This is a genomic window from Pseudomonas urethralis (assembly GCF_021602465.1).
GTDB classification, from domain to species: Bacteria; Pseudomonadota; Gammaproteobacteria; order Pseudomonadales; family Pseudomonadaceae; genus Aquipseudomonas; species Aquipseudomonas vlassakiae.
Map to the genome: position 1 here is coordinate 38,332 of NZ_BQIJ01000005.1, position 17,019 is coordinate 55,350.

14 protein-coding genes are annotated in these 17,019 nt (G+C 65.2%); 10 read left to right on the top strand and 4 right to left on the bottom strand.

Annotation, left to right across the window (positions count from 1 at the left end; genetic code table 11):
- Nucleotides 1-9 precede the first annotated feature (9 nt).
- The 3 genes from L6D64_RS10025 to L6D64_RS10035 all read right to left on the bottom strand — a co-directional run bounded on the left by L6D64_RS10025 (nt 10) and on the right by L6D64_RS10035 (nt 2,204).
- A complete protein-coding gene (locus L6D64_RS10025) occupies nt 10-381 on the bottom strand; it encodes a translation initiation factor Sui1 (protein ID WP_176509643.1) in 372 nt (123 codons plus the stop codon).
- Between the two features lie 216 nt (nt 382-597).
- Nucleotides 598-1,134 (bottom strand): NUDIX hydrolase, encoded by a 537-nt coding sequence (locus L6D64_RS10030; protein WP_176509644.1) that lies wholly within the window; start codon nt 1,132-1,134, stop codon nt 598-600.
- Nucleotides 1,135-1,136: 2 nt separating this feature from the next.
- Nucleotides 1,137-2,204 carry a DUF2333 family protein gene (locus tag L6D64_RS10035; protein ID WP_054886852.1) on the bottom strand — a complete coding sequence of 356 codons (1,068 nt, stop codon included), beginning with the start codon at nt 2,202-2,204 and terminating at the stop codon, nt 1,137-1,139.
- 246 nt (nt 2,205-2,450) lie between these two features.
- On the opposite strand from L6D64_RS10035, the gene L6D64_RS10040 reads away from it, so the two are divergent.
- The 6 genes from L6D64_RS10040 (at nt 2,451) to accC (ending at nt 10,482) form a co-directional block, all read left to right on the top strand.
- Nucleotides 2,451-3,830 (top strand): diguanylate cyclase, encoded by a 1,380-nt coding sequence (locus tag L6D64_RS10040; RefSeq protein ID WP_176509645.1) that lies wholly within the window; start codon nt 2,451-2,453, stop codon nt 3,828-3,830.
- 564 nt (nt 3,831-4,394) lie between these two features.
- Nucleotides 4,395-5,897 carry a methyl-accepting chemotaxis protein gene (locus tag L6D64_RS10045; RefSeq protein WP_371870327.1) on the top strand — a complete coding sequence of 501 codons (1,503 nt, stop codon included), beginning with the start codon at nt 4,395-4,397 and terminating at the stop codon, nt 5,895-5,897.
- A gap of 239 nt (nt 5,898-6,136) precedes the next feature.
- Nucleotides 6,137-7,915: a protein-disulfide reductase DsbD gene (locus L6D64_RS10050; RefSeq protein ID WP_176509647.1), complete on the top strand. Its 1,779-nt coding sequence runs from the start codon at nt 6,137-6,139 to the stop codon at nt 7,913-7,915.
- Nucleotides 7,916-8,094: 179 nt separating this feature from the next.
- Nucleotides 8,095-8,547: a type II 3-dehydroquinate dehydratase gene (aroQ, locus tag L6D64_RS10055; protein ID WP_027920816.1), complete on the top strand. Its 453-nt coding sequence runs from the start codon at nt 8,095-8,097 to the stop codon at nt 8,545-8,547.
- A 100-nt stretch (nt 8,548-8,647) separates the two neighbouring features.
- Nucleotides 8,648-9,109 (top strand): acetyl-CoA carboxylase biotin carboxyl carrier protein, encoded by a 462-nt coding sequence (gene accB / locus L6D64_RS10060; protein ID WP_054886848.1) that lies wholly within the window; start codon nt 8,648-8,650, stop codon nt 9,107-9,109.
- Nucleotides 9,110-9,126: 17 nt separating this feature from the next.
- Nucleotides 9,127-10,482, top strand: coding sequence for an acetyl-CoA carboxylase biotin carboxylase subunit (gene accC / locus L6D64_RS10065; RefSeq protein ID WP_054886847.1), 1,356 nt, complete (start codon nt 9,127-9,129; stop codon nt 10,480-10,482).
- 99 nt (nt 10,483-10,581) lie between these two features.
- Here accC and L6D64_RS10070 read toward each other — a convergent pair whose 3' ends face one another.
- Complete coding sequence (locus tag L6D64_RS10070; protein WP_176509648.1) at nt 10,582-12,435, bottom strand: sigma-54-dependent Fis family transcriptional regulator; 1,854 nt, start codon at nt 12,433-12,435, stop codon at nt 10,582-10,584.
- 280 nt (nt 12,436-12,715) lie between these two features.
- Here L6D64_RS10070 and L6D64_RS10075 point away from each other — a divergent pair, with 280 nt between their 5' ends.
- Genes L6D64_RS10075 through L6D64_RS10090 form a run of 4 tightly spaced genes read left to right on the top strand, consistent with a single transcriptional unit; the run spans nt 12,716 to nt 16,929 of the window.
- Nucleotides 12,716-13,771, top strand: coding sequence for an NAD(+)/NADH kinase (locus tag L6D64_RS10075; protein WP_176509649.1), 1,056 nt, complete (start codon nt 12,716-12,718; stop codon nt 13,769-13,771).
- A 22-nt stretch (nt 13,772-13,793) separates the two neighbouring features.
- The gene (locus L6D64_RS10080; RefSeq protein ID WP_176509650.1) at nt 13,794-14,771 is read left to right on the top strand and encodes a thiamine pyrophosphate-dependent dehydrogenase E1 component subunit alpha; all 978 of its coding nucleotides are present in this window, start codon (nt 13,794-13,796) and stop codon (nt 14,769-14,771) included.
- A 32-nt stretch (nt 14,772-14,803) separates the two neighbouring features.
- The gene (locus L6D64_RS10085; RefSeq protein ID WP_176509651.1) at nt 14,804-15,826 is read left to right on the top strand and encodes an alpha-ketoacid dehydrogenase subunit beta; all 1,023 of its coding nucleotides are present in this window, start codon (nt 14,804-14,806) and stop codon (nt 15,824-15,826) included.
- Nucleotides 15,823-16,929 (top strand): acetoin dehydrogenase dihydrolipoyllysine-residue acetyltransferase subunit, encoded by a 1,107-nt coding sequence (locus L6D64_RS10090; protein WP_176509652.1) that lies wholly within the window; start codon nt 15,823-15,825, stop codon nt 16,927-16,929. The genes L6D64_RS10085 and L6D64_RS10090 overlap by 4 nt, the downstream gene beginning before the upstream one ends.
- Nucleotides 16,930-17,019 lie beyond the last annotated feature (90 nt).

Sequence of the window (17,019 nt, forward strand, 5' to 3'; positions counted from 1 at the left end):
CTGGGCGTATCAGCCGCCGGACTTTTTCGCCTTGAAGCCCTGCTTGATCAGCTCAGCGATCAGCAGCTCGACATGGTCGCCCTGGATCTCGATGACCCCATCCTTCAGCGCTCCGCCTGTACCGCAGCGGCGCTTGAGGGTGGTGGCCAGCTCCTTGAGCTGGTCGAGCGGCAGCGGCACGCCGGTGACGGTCGTCACGGTCTTGCCGCCACGCCCCTTGCTTTCACGACGCACACGGGCGATGCCGTCACCTTCGGGGATGACGTGCTGCTTGCAGGTGCAGGCGTCCACCGGCTGGCCACAATCGGGGCAGTGCCGACCGGCATCGGTGGAGTAAACGAGACCGCCAAGGGCGGCGAAGGAAGAAGCTTTCTTGGCCACTTTTGTTCCTCTGTGCTGAGGACAAAAACTGGTCGTGCCTTAAGGTTGAGGCCGACCGCGAAGCCCCACTCTGGCAGGGGCGGCGCTACTGCTGCAGGAACTGCGGCAGCCCGAAAAGGGCGCGCAGTGTAACGATAAATCAGGCCCTTGCTAAGTACCGGAATGCGCCATTTTGCGAATGTTTTGCGACCTTGGCGCCGCTGTGCGGCCCGTGCTTCATTCCAGGCCGGCCTTGTAGCGCTGCAACGCCGCCAGCGAGTCCGGGCAATAAGGCTTTATCAGGCTTTCCTGCTCGGCCTGTTCAAGGCTGACGAATTTCGCCTCGATCACTTCCTCCGGCTGCAATCGCAGGGGGGCATCCGACACGGCCGAATACACCGCGCACCACAGGTGGTTGTCCGGCATATCAAAATAGAACCGCTCATGAAAGCGCAGTTCGACGCCTTCGATCCCCAGTTCTTCGGCCAGCTCGCGGGCGGCCGAATCGTCATAAGCCTCCCCTGCCGTCACCATGCCACCGGCCGCCACGTCCCAATACCCCGGGTACAGCGCCTTGCTCAGGGCACGCCGGTGCACGCACAGCTCACCGGCACTGTTGAACAACAGGATGAACGTGCAGCGGCCGATCAGGCCACGCTCGCGCAACTCGGCCCTGGGCAGCGCGCCAAGTACCTGGTCGGCTTCGTCGACCCAGGTGACCAGCTCACGGTCGGAAGCCGCCCGGTGGGCGGCCTCGTTGGCGCTGATGGCCATGCTCAACCCTGCGACAGCAGCTGACGCAGGTCGATGACCGCAGCGTTGGCCCGGGAAATGTAGTTGGCCATGACCAGCGAGTGGTTGGCCCACATGCCGAAGCCGCTGCCATTGAGCACCATCGGGCTCCACAGCGGCTCCTGCGAGGCTTCCAGCTCACGGATGATCTGGCGCACGCTGACGGTGGCGTTCTTCTTCGCCAGCACGTCGGCGAAGTCGACTTCGATGGCTCGCAGCAGGTGCGACAGCGCCCAGGCCTGGCCACGGGCTTCGTAGAACACGTTGTCGATCTGCAGCCATGGGGTTTCCACCAGTTCTTCATCCACCTGTGGCGCCTGGCCGGCAACGACCGACTCGGTCTTCAGGGTGGTGTTGAGCTTGACCCGTCCAACGCTGGCCGACAGGCGCTGCGACAGCGAACCCAGCCGGGTGGCCACGTCACCCAGCCAGTTGTTCAGGTTGTCGGCACGGGTATAGAAGATCGCGCCCTTGTCGCCAGCGGCCAGACGGGTCTGGTAACGGGTCAGCGACTTGATGCCTTCTTCGAATTCCGACTCGCTCGAAGGCAGGATCCAGCTCTTGTTATCGAAGTTGAAGCGCGGCTCGGCCTTGGCCAGGTCGGCATCTTCGGTGGACTGCGACTGCGAACGGGCAAAATCCTTGCGCAGGGCACGGGACAGGTCACGCACCTGCACCAGCACGCCGTACTCCCAGCTCGGCATGTTGTCCATCCACAGGCCCGGCGGGAAGCGGTCGTTGGAAATGTACCCGCCCGGCTTGTTCAGCAAGGTGCCGGCCACGGTCTTGAGGGTTTCGATGGTGGTGTAGCCGACTACCATCTGCTGGCCGCTGCGCTCAGCGGCGGCCTGGGCATTCTGCTGTACCGGGAACAGCTTCGGCTCCTGGCTCCAGTACCAGCCCAGGCCGATGCAGACCAGCAGGTACAACCCGATGAGGGTTCCCAGGGCTCGGCTCCACAGCCCGCCAAGGTAGCTACGGGCTGCGGCGCCGCGGCCATCCACACGCTCGCGGGGCTCGGCTTTGGCCTCGCGGTTTTTCCAGTCCAGCATGGCTTTGTCCTTAATCAGTCACGACGGTTCAGGGCTTGGACCACAGGCCAGCGCCAGGGTGCCACGGCAAGCCCGCGTCGCAGCACTATAAAGCAGACACTGCCGTACGCATAAGCGACCAATGAGTCAGTAACTGAATATTCGTTCGCCAGCCTTTGTTGATGCGGCGCACGTACGGGGGCAAAAAGTGGTGCTAGCATAGAGCCATCATCGAACCTGCATAGCCCACTGACAAGTAGCCAGGACATGACCCAAGCCGCGGAGCCGAGCCAGGAGCGCCTATCGCAGGAGCTCGAACAGCTGTTGCAGCGCCTGTCGCGCACGCGCCTGCGCCATGACGACCAGCCCGATCAGCTGGAGCTGCCCGCCGCACGCAAACCGGTCTACCTGCTGCTGCACGACCACGAGCGTGCCGAGCGCCTCGCCCAGCAGCTGGAATTCTTCGGCCTGAGCGCGCAGCCGCAGCCCTGCGCCGGTGCGTTTCTGGCATCGCTGGCCGAACAGCCTCCGGCCGCCATCGTCATGGATGTCGACTTCGCCGGCCCCGGTGCTGGCTTGCCATTGGCCGCGCTGGCGCAACGGGGCCAGGCGCAACCCATACCGTTGCTGTTCTTCAGCCTGCACGAGGCCGATACGCCGACCCGCCTGGCCGCAGTGCGCGCCGGTGGCCAGGCGTTCCTGACCGGTACCCTGGACGCCTCCAGCCTGCTGGAAAAGCTCGAAGCCATGACCAGCCACGCACAGCAAGACCCCTTGCGCGTGCTGATCGTCGACGACTCCCGCGCCCAGGCCCTGCATACCGAACGGGTTCTGGCCAGCGCCGGGATGCTGACCCGCAGCCTGAACGACCCGATCCGCGCCATGGTCGAGCTCGCCGATTTCCAGCCCGACCTGATCATCCTCGACCTTTACATGCCGACGTGCTCGGGCCCGGAGCTGGCCAAGGTGATCCGGCACAATGACCGTTACGTGAGCGTGCCGATCATCTACCTGTCCGCCGAGGACGACCTGGACAAGCAGCTCGACGCGATGAGCGAGGGCGGCGACGACTTCCTGACCAAGCCAGTACGCTCGCGGCACCTGATCACCACCGTGCGCAACCGCGCCGCCCGCGCTCGCCACCTCAAGGCCCGCATGGTCCGCGACAGCCTGACCGGGCTGTACAACCACACGCACATCCTGCAATTGCTCGAAGACTGCAGCTACCGCGCCCGCCGCGAGCGGCAACCGCTGAGCTTCGCCATGCTCGACATCGACCACTTCAAGAAAATCAACGACCGCCATGGCCACCCCATGGGCGACCGGGTGATCAAGAGCCTGGCGCTGTTCCTCAAGCAACGCCTGCGCAAGACCGACTTCATTGGCCGCTATGGTGGCGAGGAGTTCGCCATCGTCATGCCCAACACCTCGCTGGAAGCCGCGTACAAGGTGCTGGACGAGATTCGCCGGCGCTTTGCCGAGATCCTGTACCCGGCGCAGCCGGAAGATCTGCGATGCACCTTCAGTGCCGGGGTGGTGCAGCTGGAGGATGAGCTGGATGCATTGAGCATGGCCAGCACGGCGGACGAGGCGTTGTACCGCGCCAAGCATGCCGGGCGTAACTGCGTGGTCCGGGTCGATCCGTAACCGTCGCCAGCAATAGCTCAACGCCATCATCGTCATCACCTGGTAACAAATTCGCCATAAATTCAGGCACCTATCTCTCGACTCCCCCGCAGGAAGTTCGCGGCTATGCGCCTGAAGTGGCTGACCAATTTCAACACCCTGTTGCTGGTGACCGTCTGCATCGCCCTGGGTGCGACCCTGTGGTGGTCGCAACGCGCCCTGGAGCGGCCCTATCAGTTGATGGAGCGCTACCTGGGCCTGTCGCAGCAGTTTCAGAACCAGGCTGCGCGCAATATCCAGGCTTACCTGGCCAGTGGCGATGCCTTGCGCCACGCCGCGGCCGTCGAGGCCAACAAGCAGCTCGAAGCCTCATTGACCGACTGGCCGCCAGCACTCGCCAGCAGGCTGCGCCCGAGCCTGGGCACCTTGCAGGCCTTCACCGCCAACGAACTGCTAGCCGCCGGCAAGCTGGCCGGCGACCCGCAGGCGCTGCTGCTGCAGGCCGAGCGCGAACTGGGTGCCAACTTCGAACAGCTGACCGCCTATGCCCGCGACAGCGGCAGCAGCGAAGCCAACCGCTACCTGATGCCATTGCTCGACGCCAGCGTGCATCTGGGCCGGCTGTCGCTGGCCCGGGACAAACTGATCAGCAGCGGCCGCGCCGAACTGGCCGACGAGGTCGAGCGCGAACTGCAACTGATCCGCAACCAGGCGCAAATCATCGACGGCCTGCCGCTGCTGGGCGTGACCCGAGCCGCCGAATCCAGCGCCGACGACTTCGCTGCCATGATGGGCCTGGAGTCCCAGGCCAATGGGCAACAGGAAGACGTGGCGGTCAGCCTCAAGCGCGAGTTGCAAAGCCTGCTCAACCGCTACCCCGCCGAGCTGCAACGCACCCGCGAACAGATCGAGCGCCGCACCGCGCTGGCCGCCAGCACCGGCCAGCGACTGGAAGCCGTGCAACAGGCCATCGCCGGCCTGGAGCCGGAAGTGCGCGGCCAGCACGCGAAGATTGCCAGCGAAGTGCGCAGCATGCAGGCGCTGATGATCGGCCTGATCCTGCTCATCGCCCTGCTCGTCGACACCTTGCAACGGCGCCTGGCCCGCACCCTGACCAGCCTGGCGCCAGCCCTGTCGCGCTGGGCAGAAGGCGACTTTGCCGAGCCTGTCGTGCTGGGCAAGACCAACCGCGAGCTGCACGATATAGCGGAATCGCTCAACCGCCTGCGCCACTACCTGGTGGAGCTGGTCGGCACCATTCGCCACAACGCCGAGCAGGTCGCCGGCAGCAGCCACGCCCTGGCCGGGATGAGTGCCGCCCTGCACGACGGCGCCGAGCGCCAGGCCGGCGACACCGGGCAGATTCGCGATGCGCTGGGCGAGCTGGAAGCGACCATCCAGCAAGTGGCCGGCGACGCCAGCTCCGCCGCCGATGCCAGCCGCGATGCCGGGCGTGCGGTGGAACAGGGCCAGGCGGTGATCGGCCAGAGCCTCTCGGGGCTGCGGGCGCTGGTCGACGAGGTGCAGGGCAACGCGCGGATGATCGAACAGCTGGCCGAGGAGTCGGCGACCATCGGCGGGGTGTTGACGGTGATTCGTTCCATCGCCGAGCAGACCAACCTGCTGGCACTGAATGCCGCCATCGAGGCCGCCCGTGCAGGCGAGATGGGCCGTGGCTTCGCGGTGGTGGCCGACGAGGTGCGCTCACTGGCGCAGCGCACCACGGGGGCTACCGGTGAGATCCAGGCACTGATTGACCGTTTGCAGCAGGCAGCGCGGGAGTCGGTGGCCGGCATGCGCGCCCAGCTCGAACACGCCGAAACCACCGCCAACCAGGCCCAGGCCGCCGATGGCGCGCTGGATGAGATCGTCAGCGCGATCCGCACGATCGCCGATACGGCGGTACGCATTGCCGACGTCACTGCGCAACAGACTGGCGCCGTAAGTGAGATTCGTGACCATAGCGAGCGGATTCACGCGTTGGGTGAAGACAACCTGCAGCGCATTGGCGAAGGGCGTGAGCAGGGTGAGCAACTGCTGAGCCTGGGGGGGGAGCTGAGCAAGGCCGTGCGGGCCTTCAGGGTCTAGCAGGCATACGCTATACATGTGGGAGCGGCCTCGTGTCGCGAAAGGGGTGCGAAGCGCCCCCAGGATTTGTGTATCACAGCTGATATTGCCGGGGCCGCGTTGCGGCCCTTTCGCGACACAAGGCCGCTCCCACAGGTTCGGTGCACGCTTCAAGGTTGCAAGCGGCCTTGTGTCGCCGTCCCTTTCAACCTGCGCCAACTCCGTTATCATGCGGGCACGTTCCACCTCGCGAGTCCGCCATGCGCCGCCTGTTTTTCCTGCTGTTCCTGCTGCTGGCCAGCCCTGCCTTCGCCTCAGGCCTGCTCGACAACCGCCCCAGCGCCACCCTCGGTGCCGCTTCGTTGTCCAACAATGCCGATTTCCTGCCGGTGCACGAGGCTTTCAAGCTCAGCCTGGTACAGGCCGACTCGCAAACCCTCAAGCTGCGCTTCGTCGCCACCGACGGTTACTACCTGTACCGCCATCGCTTCAACTTCCGCACGGAACCGGCGGACATCGCCCTGGGCGCGCCGAACATCCCCAAGGGCGAAGCCAAGCATGACGAGTTCTTCGGCGACGTCGAGGTCTACCACGGCGTGCTCGACATCGAGATCCCACGCACCGACGCCCGCGCCTTCACCCTGCTGGTGGGCTACCAGGGCTGCGCCGACAAGGGTCTGTGCTACCCACCGGAAACCGCGCGCCTGAACATTGATGGCGAAGCTCCCGCTGCTGGCGCCGCCGTGCCTGCAGGCAGCGAACAGGGCTGGAGCTGGAAGTCACTGCTGCTGTTCTTTCTCGCCGGGGTCGGCCTGACCTTCACCCCTTGCGTGCTGCCGATGCTGCCGATCCTTTCTGGCGTGGTCCTGCGGGGCCAGGTCGGTGGCCTGCGCGGCCTTGCGCTGTCGCTGGCCTATGTGCTGCCGATGGCCGCCAGCTTCGCCGGGCTCGGCGCGCTGATGGGCCTGTTCGGCGCCGGCCTGAACCTGCAGGCACGCCTGCAGTCGGCCTGGGTACTGGTGCCTTTCGCGTTGTTCTTCGTGGTGTTTGCCCTGGCCATGTTCGGCCTGTTCGAACTCAAGTTGCCCCAAGCCCTGAGCAACCGCCTCAACAACGTCGCCAACCACACACGAGGCGGCTCGCTGCTGGGTGCGGCCGTGCTCGGCGTGCTCTCCAGCCTGCTGGTCTCACCCTGCGTGTCGGCGCCGCTGGCCGGTGCCTTGTTGTACATCAGCGCCAGCGGCGATGCGCTGGGCGGTGCGCTCAAGCTGTTCGCCCTGGGCCTGGGCATGGGCGCACCCTTGCTGATGATTGCCACGGGGGGAGCAGCCTGGTTGCCGAAGAGCGGCCCTTGGCTGAATACCGTGAAGAACGCTATCGGCGTCTTGCTGCTGGGCCTGGCCATCGCTCTGCTCAGCCGCGTGCTGCCGGGGCCGGCGACCTTGTTGCTGGTAGGTTTCCTGGCAGCTGGGGTGGCGCTGTTCCTCGGTGCCCTGGAATTCGTGGTCAAGCCACCACGCCAGCGCCTGGCACAACTGGTGGGCCTGGCGTTGCTGGTGTATGCGTTGGCCTGCTGGTACGGTGCGCTGAGCGGCCAGGGCGACCCGCTGCGCCCATTGCCGTCCCCCGCCGCCGCCACAGTCAGCGGTGCGGTGCCCAAGGCCGATGCCTGGCAAACCGTCACCTCCCCGACCGCACTGGAAGCAGCCCTGGTCGAGGCCAAGGCGGCTGGCCAACCGGTGCTGCTGGACTGGTACGCCGACTGGTGCATCAGTTGCAAGGTGATCGAACACGACGTGCTCAATGCGCCGCAGGTCCAAGGGCAAATGAGCGGCTTCAAACTGCTGCGCTTCGACATCACCGAAAGCAGCGCCGAGCAGCGCACGCTGCTTGACCGCTATCAACTGTTCGGCCCGCCTGCGCTGCTGTTCTTTGCAGCGAACGGCAGCGAAATGACCAGCGATCGGGTCGTTGGCGAGATAAACGCCGGGGAATTTGCGCAGATTCTGACGCGCGTTCGCGGCAAACTCGGTCTATAACTTTCCGCGTGCCGGGCATTTTCTCCAAATGAGTGACCAGATTTAATTATCTGGTCACATACTTCGCGCGAACCTCGGGCAACGTGCTGGCTATTGCCGGGAACTGGACACTTGCTGTCGCTTTGCGGCACACTCGCCGCGCTGTGTCGAATTGCCCTACAAATCCAAGGAAACCGCAGATGGCAACCCTACTGGTGCTTCACGGCCCCAACCTGAACCTGCTCGGGACTCGCGAACCAGGCCACTACGGTGCCGTGACCCTGGCCCAGATCAACCAGGACCTGGAACAGCGTGCCCGTGCCGCTGGCCACCATTTGCAGTACCTGCAGAGCAATGCCGAGTACGAACTCATCGAGCGTATTCATGCCGCACGCAACGAGGGTGTGGACTTCATCCTGATCAATCCGGCTGCTTTCACCCACACAAGCGTCGCATTACGTGACGCATTGCTCGCGGTGAGCATCCCATTCATCGAAGTGCACCTGTCCAACGTGCACAAACGCGAACCGTTCCGTCACCACTCCTACTTTTCAGATGTTGCCGTAGGAGTGATCTGCGGCCTTGGCGCCAGCGGTTATCGCCTGGCCCTGGAGTCCGCGCTGGAACAACTGGCTGCCAACGCACAGCCCTGATAACGAAAACCCTGGCCTCAGTGGGCCGGGGTTGAAGAGAAACGTTCAGATACGTTTTTAAATTTCGCCCCCTGACCGAACCTTTGGGAGTTGATGATTAATGGATATCCGTAAAGTCAAGAAACTGATCGAGCTGCTGGAAGAGTCTGGCATCGACGAGCTGGAGATCAAGGAAGGCGAAGAGTCGGTCCGTATCAGCCGCCACAGCAAGACCCCGGCTGCCCAGCAGTTCTACGCACCTGCTCCAGTAGCCGCCGCGCCTGCCGCTGCTCCGGTTGCCGCTGCTGCGCCTGCCGCCGAAGCCGCTGCTGCCGCTCCCGCCCTGAAAGGCACCGTGATCCGTTCGCCGATGGTCGGTACCTTCTACCGCAAGCCTTCGCCGACCTCGCCGAACTTCGCTGAAGTGGGCCAGAGCGTGAAGAAAGGCGACACCCTGTGCATCGTCGAAGCCATGAAGATGATGAACCACATCGAAGCCGATGTTGGCGGTGTCATCGACGCCATCCTGGTGGAAGACGGCCAGCCGGTTGAGTTCGACCAGCCGCTGTTCACCATCGTTTGAATCGCGGAGAGCCAACGATGTCTGGGAAGCTCGAAAAAGTCCTGATCGCCAACCGTGGGGAAATTGCCCTGCGCATCCTGCGTGCCTGCAAAGAGCTGGGCATCAAGACCGTCGCCGTGCACTCCACGGCCGACCGTGAACTGATGCACCTGGGCCTGGCAGACGAGTCGGTCTGCATCGGCCCTGCATCGTCCAAGGATTCCTACCTGCACATCCCGGCGATCATCGCTGCCGCCGAAGTCACCGGCGCCACTGCGATCCACCCGGGTTATGGCTTCCTCGCGGAAAACGCCGATTTCGCCGAGCAGGTGGAAAAGTCCGGTTTCGCCTTCATCGGCCCGAAAGCCGACACCATTCGCCTGATGGGCGACAAGGTTTCGGCCAAGGACGCGATGATCAAGTCGGGCGTGCCAACCGTACCGGGCTCCGATGGCCCACTGCCGGAAGACGAAGAGGTCGCCCTGGCGATCGCCCGTGACGTCGGTTACCCGGTGATCATCAAGGCCGCCGGTGGCGGTGGTGGTCGCGGCATGCGCGTGGTGCACAAGGAAGAGGACCTGATTGCCTCGGCCAAACTCACCCGCACCGAAGCCGGTGCCGCCTTCGGCAACCCGATGGTCTACCTGGAGAAGTTCCTGACCAACCCACGTCACGTGGAGGTTCAGGTTCTGTCCGACGGCCAGGGCAACGCCATCCACCTGGGCGACCGTGACTGCTCGCTGCAGCGCCGCCACCAGAAGGTACTGGAAGAAGCCCCGGCCCCAGGTATCGACGAGAAGGCCCGTCAGGAAGTCTTCAAGCGTTGCGTCGATGCGTGCATCGAGATCGGCTACCGCGGTGCCGGTACCTTCGAATTCCTGTACGAGAACGGCCGTTTCTACTTCATCGAGATGAACACCCGCGTGCAGGTTGAGCACCCGGTGTCGGAGATGGTCACTGGTATCGACATCGTCAAGGAGATGCTGAGCATCGCCGCTGGCAACAAGCTGTCGTACCGCCAGGAAGACGTGGTCATCCGTGGCCACTCGCTGGAGTGCCGGATCAACGCCGAAGACCCGAAGAAGTTCATCCCGAGCCCAGGCAAGGTCAAACACTTCCACGCTCCGGGCGGCAACGGCGTACGCGTCGATTCGCACCTGTACAGCGGCTATTCGGTTCCGCCGAACTACGACTCGCTGATCGGCAAGCTGATCACCTACGGCAAGGACCGTGACGAAGCCATGGCGCGCATGCGCAATGCCCTTGACGAGATCGTCGTCGACGGCATCAAGACCAACATCCCGCTGCACCGCGACCTGGTGCGTGATGAAGGTTTCTGCAAAGGCGGCGTGAACATCCACTACCTCGAGCACAAACTGGCCAACCAGGAGTGATCGCGTTAGCGTGATGCAGCAAAACCCCGGACTGGTTCCGGGGTTTTTTATTGCCTGCCTTCAGAGATGTGGCGCCTATCAGATCGAGCGCCGCCCAGCCTACCCTTTCATCCGCGGCATTTCGATCCGGTGCTCATGCACCCGCCGATACAAGGTCGCCCGCGATATCCCCAAGGCCCGCGCCGCTTCCGCCGGTATCCAGCGGTGCCGTATCAAGGCATCAAGCAGCAACTGCCGGGCTTGGCTCGATACCCCGGCATCAGCCGCAGGCACGGCATCGCCCCGCACCTCCGGCGGCAGACTCTCCAGGCACACCTGCCCGCCTTCGCTGACCGCGCAGGCATAGCGCAACACCTGCCGCAGCTGACGCAGATTTCCCGGCCAGCGGTACACCAGCAGCGCCCGCAACGCATCGTCGCCCAGCACCACGTCAACGCCGCAAGCCTCGGCCTCTTCAGCCAGCAACCGATGAATCAGCCCCAACCGGTCCTCCCGCTCGCGCAACGGCGGCAACTCGAAGCGGGCATTGGCCAAGCGGAAATACAGATCCTCACGAAAACGCCCTTCACTGACCAGGGTGGCCAGGTCGCGATGAGTCGCACAGATCACCTGGATATCCACCCGCTCGCGCCGCGCAGCCCCCAGTGGCGCCACTTCACCTTCGGCCAGCACCCGCAGCAGGCGGGTCTGCAGGTTCAGCGGCATGTCGCCGATCTCGTCGAGGAACAAGGTGCCGCCATCGGCCTGCTGCAGCAGCCCCTGCATACCTTTGCTCGACGCACCGGTAAACGCCCCGGCGACATAACCGAACAGCTCGCTCTCGATCAGGGTCTCGGGAATGGCGGCACAGTTCAGGGTGACGAACGGCCCGTCACGGCGCTGGCTCTGCTGATGCAACTGGCGGGCGAAGACTTCCTTGCCGGCCCCGGTCTCACCCTGCACCAGCACCGCCAGGTGGCAATCCTTGACCCTTGTGGCCAACCGAAGGTGCTGCTCGATGCGTGCATCCTGTGCTTGCTGCAAGGGTTGCACCCGGCCCCGTCGCTGAGGCGCGCTGACCCGCCCGTACAACCCGCCCCACCCTGGCAGGCGCTGGGCCGAAGCCTCGTTGGCGCGGCACAGCTGGCCCATGTCGAACAGTTCACCGATGTGCTCAGGCAGACGCCCGTGCTGCGCCAGCAAACGCGTGCGGGCCAGGCTGTTGATCGCCTGCAGGCGGCCGTCGGCATCCCAGGCCAGCAGGTAGTCAGGCTGGCTCTCCACATAACCCGGCGTGCCGTGGGCGCGCATCACCCAGTGGCCCTGGGCGCTGTGCATGAAAAAGGCGTTTTCGATCTCCCGTGCAGTCTGCTCCACCAGCTGCAGGATCAGGTGCTGGCTGCGGCGGTCGTCAGGCGATTGCAGGGCCGACACATCCACCACGCCGAGCAGCTCGCCCTGCGGGTCGAACACCGGCGCCGCCGTGCAGGTCAGGCCGATGAACGCGGCGCGAAAGTGATCGCGCTTGTGCACAGTGACCGGCGCCTGGCTGGTCAACACCGCCGCCACGCCGCAGGTGCCCTCCTCGCCTTCCGACCAGCACGTGCCCAGGTACAGGCCGGCCTTGCGGCAGTCGTTGCGGATGGCTGATTCGACCCGGTAATCGATGGTGCGCCCCAGCGCATCGGTCAGCAGCACGCAATAGTCGGCACCACGCACCCGTGCATGCAGGCGGGCCACCGCGTCGCCGGCAATGCGCAGGAACAGTTCAGCGCGCTCGCGGCACTCGTTGAGCAGGCTTTGGGAGAGGATACGCGGCCCTTGCTGGGACCCAGGGTCAAGACGGTACAGCTCCATGGAACGGCGCCAGGAATCGAGGATCAGCGGCGGCACCGGCGCCTGGGGCAGGCGGTCGGCGTTCTTCAGCACCCGGCTGACGCAATCGACATGGGCTCGGGAGTTCGCGGCAAGCATGAGGCCTCCGGTTCCTGTTTGTTCTTGTCGTTGTGCGGCCATTAAGCGCCTGACGGCCTGTGCAAACAAGCACTGTGTGATTACCGGCGGGCGTGAGACGCCGCGTCTCAGGCGCCCGGCAAATACCCGGCAATACTGGCACGCAGCGTCTCAGGCAAGGCCCTCGGCAGCCTCGCCCTGTAGCGCTCCAACCCATCTGCCACGGGCCTTCCGGGGTCTGTGTAGAAAGCTGGCACCCAGCTTGCTCAAGCCTTGGGCAAACAAGAACACGAGGTGTGCCATGCCGCATCCCGCCCCGACCATCGGGATCATTGCCAACCCTGCTTCGGGCCGCGACCTGCGCCGCCTGACCAGCAACGCCGGGCTCTTCTCCAGCACCGACAAGGCCTCGGTCATCCAGCGCCTGCTCGCCGCCTTCGGCGCCACCGGGGTGGCCGAGGTGCTGCTGCCCACCGACATGACCGGTATCGCCGCCGCCGTGCTCAAGGCCAGCCTTGGCCCCGTGGCGCAGGACCAGCACTGGCCGCGCCTGGTACTGCTCGACCTGCCATTGAGCCAAACCGTCAGCGATACCCGCCTGGCTACCCGGCACATGGTCGAGCGCGGCGTGGCGATGATTGCCGTGCTGGGCGGCGACGGCACGCACAAGGCCGTGGCGTCCGAGGCTGGAGACACTCCGCTGCTCACCCTGTCCACGGGCACCAACAACGCCTTCCCGGAACTGCGCGAAGCCACCAGCGCCGGCCTGGCTGGCGGTTTGCTCGCGGGTGGCCTGGTTCCGGCCAGCATCGGCCTGCGTCGCAACAAGCGGTTGCTGGTGAAAGTGCCGCAGCAACGGCTGTGTGAATGGGCACTGGTCGAAGTGGCGGTGTCGCCACAACGTTTCATCGGTGCCCGCGCGCTGAGCCGCAGCGAAGACCTCAGCGAAGTCTTCGCCTGCTTCGCCGAGCCCCACGCCATTGGCCTGTCGGCGCTCTGCGGCCTGTGGCAACCGGTGGCTCGCCATGAACCCTACGGCGCCTGGGTACGGCTGAACCCCGGTGCCGACCAAGCCTTGCTCGCGCCACTGGCCCCCGGCCTGCTGCAAGGCTGCGGTATCACTGCCAGCGGCCTGCTCAGCCCGGGGGTAGCGCACCGCCTGAGCCTCGCCGCCGGCACCCTGGCCCTGGACGGTGAGCGCGAGATCGAGTTCGCCGAACACGACACCCCGACCATCACCCTCGACCTGCAAGGCCCGCTGACCGTCGACGTCGAGGCTGTGCTGGCCCATGTCGCCCGTCATCACCTGCTGGCCGTCCCGCGCGGCCATCGGCTGCACCCTGCAACCCCGTGTTGAGACAACCCTGGAGAACAACAAGATGTCCACTCACCTCAGTTCAGAGCAATTGCTGCATGCCTATGAAGTGATGCGCACCATCCGCGCCTTTGAAGAACGCCTGCACGTGGAGTTCGCCACCGGCGAGATACCCGGTTTCGTCCACCTGTATGCCGGTGAAGAAGCCTCCGCCGCCGGGGTCATGGCGCACCTGCGCGACAGCGACTGCATCGCCTCGACGCACCGCGGCCACGGCCACTGCATCGCCAAGGGCGTCGATGTGTACGGCATGATGGCCGAGATCTACGGCAAGAAGACCGGCGTGTGCGGCGGCAAGGGCGGTTCGATGCACATCGCCGACCTGGAAAAAGGCATGCTCGGTGCCAACGGCATCGTCGGTGCCGGTGCGCCCCTGGTGGCCGGTGCCGCCCTGGCGGCGAAGATCAAAGGCAATGACAACGTGGCCGTGGCCTTCTTCGGCGACGGTGCCTCCAACGAAGGCGCGGTGTTCGAGGCGATGAACCTGGCTTCGATCATGAACCTGCCATGCATCTTCGTCGCCGAGAACAACGGCTACGCCGAAGCCACCGCCTCTACCTGGTCGGTGGCCTGCGACCACATCGCCGACCGCGCCGCCGGCTTCGGCATGCCGGGGGTGACCATCGACGGCTTCGACTTCTTTGCCGTGCATGAGGCTGCCGGCGCCGCCATCGAGCGTGCTCGCGCCGGGCAGGGCCCGTCGCTGATCGAGGTCAAGCTCAGCCGCTACTACGGCCACTTCGAAGGCGATGCCCAGACCTACCGCGCCCCGGACGAAGTGAAGAACCTGCGCGAGTCCCGCGATTGCCTGCTGCAGTTCCGCAACAAGACCACCCGTGCCGGCCTGCTGCAGGCGACGCAACTTGACGCCATCGACGCCCGAGTCGACGACCTGATCGAGGACGCCGTGCGCCGCGCCAAGGCCGATCCCAAGCCGCAGCCCGCCGACCTGCTCAGCGACGTCTACGTCAGCTACCCCTGAGCCCGGACAACAAGAACAACAGGAGAACCACCATGGCTAGAAAAATCAGCTACCAGCAGGCCATCAACGAAGCCCTGGCCCAGGAAATGCGCCGCGACACCAGCGTGTTCATCATCGGCGAAGACGTTGCCGGTGGCGCCGGCGCCCCCGGTGAAGACGACGCGTGGGGTGGCGTGCTCGGCGTCACCAAAGGCCTTTATCACCAGTTCCCGGGGCGGGTACTGGATGCGCCGCTGTCGGAAATCGGCTACGTCGGCGCTGCCGTCGGTGCCGCCACCCAGGGCCTGCGCCCGGTGTGCGAGCTGATGTTCGTCGACTTCGCCGGCTGCTGCCTGGACCAGATCCTCAACCAGGCCGCCAAGTTTCGCTACATGTTCGGCGGCAAGGCGGTCACCCCGCTGGTGATGCGCACCATGTACGGCTCCGGCCTGCGCGCCGCTGCCCAGCACTCGCAGATGCTCACCTCGCTATGGACCCACATCCCCGGCCTGAAGGTGGTCTGCCCGTCCTCGCCGTACGACGCCAAGGGCCTGCTGATCCAGGCGATCCGCGACAACGACCCGGTGATCTTCTGCGAACACAAGCTGCTCTACAGCATGCAGGGCGAGGTACCGGAGGAGGTCTATACCGTGCCGTTTGGCGAGGCCAATTTCCTGCGCGACGGCGACGATGTGACCCTGGTGACCTACGGGCGCATGGTCCACGTGGCCATGGAAGCCGCCAACAACCTGGCCCGCCAGGGCATCGACTGCGAGGTACTGGACCTGCGCACCACCAGCCCGCTGGACGAGGACAGCATCCTTGAAAGCGTGGAGAAGACCGGCCGCCTGGTGGTGATCGACGAAGCCAACCCGCGCTGCTCGATGGCCACCGACATCAGCGCCCTGGTCGCACAAAAGGCCTTCGCCGCGCTCAAGGGCCCGATCGAGCTGGTCACCGCCCCGCATACCCCAGTGCCGTTCTCCGATGCCCTGGAAGACCTGTACATCCCTGACCCGGCGAAGATCGAAGCGGCCGTGCGCACGGTGATCGAAGCTGCAAGGAGTGCCGCATGAGCCAGATCCATACCCTGACCATGCCCAAGTGGGGCCTGTCGATGACCGAAGGCCGGGTCGACGCCTGGCTCAAGCAGGAGGGGGACGAAATCAGCAAGGGCGACGAAGTGCTGGATGTCGAAACCGACAAGATCAGCAGCAGCGTCGAAGCGCCGTTCAGCGGCGTGTTGCGCCGCCAGGTGGCGCGACCCGACGAAACCCTGCCGGTCGGCGCGCTGCTGGCCGTGGTGGTGGAAGGTGAAGCCGAGGAGTCAGAGATCGACGCCGTGGTGCAACGCTTCCAGGCCGAGTTCGTCGCCGAGGGTGGCGCCGATCAGGCCCAGGGGCCGGCACCGCAGAAGGCCGAGGTGGCCGGGCGCCTGCTGCGCTGGTTCGAGCTGGGTGAAGGTGGCACGCCGCTGGTGCTGGTGCACGGCTTTGGCGGCGACCTCAACAACTGGCTGTTCAACCACCCGGCGCTGGCGACCGAGCGTCGGGTCATCGCCGTGGACCTCCCGGGGCATGGGGAGTCGGCCAAGGCCCTGGCAAAAGGTGACCTGGATGAGTTGAGCGAGACCGTGCTGGCCTTGCTCGATCATCTGCACATCGCCAAGGCCCACCTGGCCGGGCACTCCATGGGCGGCGCGGTCTGCCTGAATGTGGCGCGCCTGGCACCGCAGCGGGTGGCCAGCCTGAGCCTGGTGGCCAGCGCCGGGCTGGGCGAGGCGATCAATGGTCAGTACCTGCAAGGTTTCGTCGCCGCCGCCAACCGCAATGCGCTGAAGCCGCAGATGGTGCAGCTGTTCGCCGACCCGGGGCTGGTAACCCGGCAGATGCTCGAGGACATGCTCAAGTTCAAGCGCCTGGAAGGCGTGGATCAAGCCTTGCGCCAGCTAGGATCGGCGCTGGCCGACGGTGACCGTCAGCGGCATGACCTGCGTGGCGTGCTGGGGCAGCATCCGACGCTGGTGATCTGGGGGGCCGAGGACGCGATCATTCCGGCGGCGCATGCCGAAGGGGTCGAGGCCGAGGTGCTGGTAGTGCCAGGCGTCGGGCACATGGTGCAGATGGAGGCGGCGGAGCAGGTCAACCAGAGGCTGCTGGAATTCCTGCGCAAGCACTGACAACTTTCTACCGCTTGCTCTGGCCTCTTCGCGGCGGTTCGACGCTTCGATAAACCCGCTCCTGCAGGTACCGCGCCGCCTTTGGATGCG

Bases quoted from the DNA above. Each gene is read 5' to 3' on its own strand.
- accC (WP_054886847.1), top strand. From the start codon at position 9,127: ATGTCTGGGAAGCTCGAAAAAGTCCTGATCGCCAACCGTGGGGAAATT.
- aroQ (WP_027920816.1), top strand. From the start codon at position 8,095: ATGGCAACCCTACTGGTGCTTCACGGCCCCAACCTGAACCTGCTCGGG.
- accB (WP_054886848.1), top strand. From the start codon at position 8,648: ATGGATATCCGTAAAGTCAAGAAACTGATCGAGCTGCTGGAAGAGTCT.
- L6D64_RS10085 (WP_176509651.1), top strand. From the start codon at position 14,804: ATGGCTAGAAAAATCAGCTACCAGCAGGCCATCAACGAAGCCCTGGCC.
- L6D64_RS10040 (WP_176509645.1), top strand. From the start codon at position 2,451: ATGACCCAAGCCGCGGAGCCGAGCCAGGAGCGCCTATCGCAGGAGCTC.
- L6D64_RS10070 (WP_176509648.1), bottom strand. From the start codon at position 12,435: ATGCTTGCCGCGAACTCCCGAGCCCATGTCGATTGCGTCAGCCGGGTG.
- L6D64_RS10030 (WP_176509644.1), bottom strand. From the start codon at position 1,134: ATGGCCATCAGCGCCAACGAGGCCGCCCACCGGGCGGCTTCCGACCGT.
- L6D64_RS10090 (WP_176509652.1), top strand. From the start codon at position 15,823: ATGAGCCAGATCCATACCCTGACCATGCCCAAGTGGGGCCTGTCGATG.
- L6D64_RS10050 (WP_176509647.1), top strand. From the start codon at position 6,137: ATGCGCCGCCTGTTTTTCCTGCTGTTCCTGCTGCTGGCCAGCCCTGCC.
- L6D64_RS10045 (WP_371870327.1), top strand. From the start codon at position 4,395: ATGCCATTGCTCGACGCCAGCGTGCATCTGGGCCGGCTGTCGCTGGCC.
- L6D64_RS10080 (WP_176509650.1), top strand. From the start codon at position 13,794: ATGTCCACTCACCTCAGTTCAGAGCAATTGCTGCATGCCTATGAAGTG.
- L6D64_RS10075 (WP_176509649.1), top strand. From the start codon at position 12,716: ATGCCGCATCCCGCCCCGACCATCGGGATCATTGCCAACCCTGCTTCG.
- L6D64_RS10035 (WP_054886852.1), bottom strand. From the start codon at position 2,204: ATGCTGGACTGGAAAAACCGCGAGGCCAAAGCCGAGCCCCGCGAGCGT.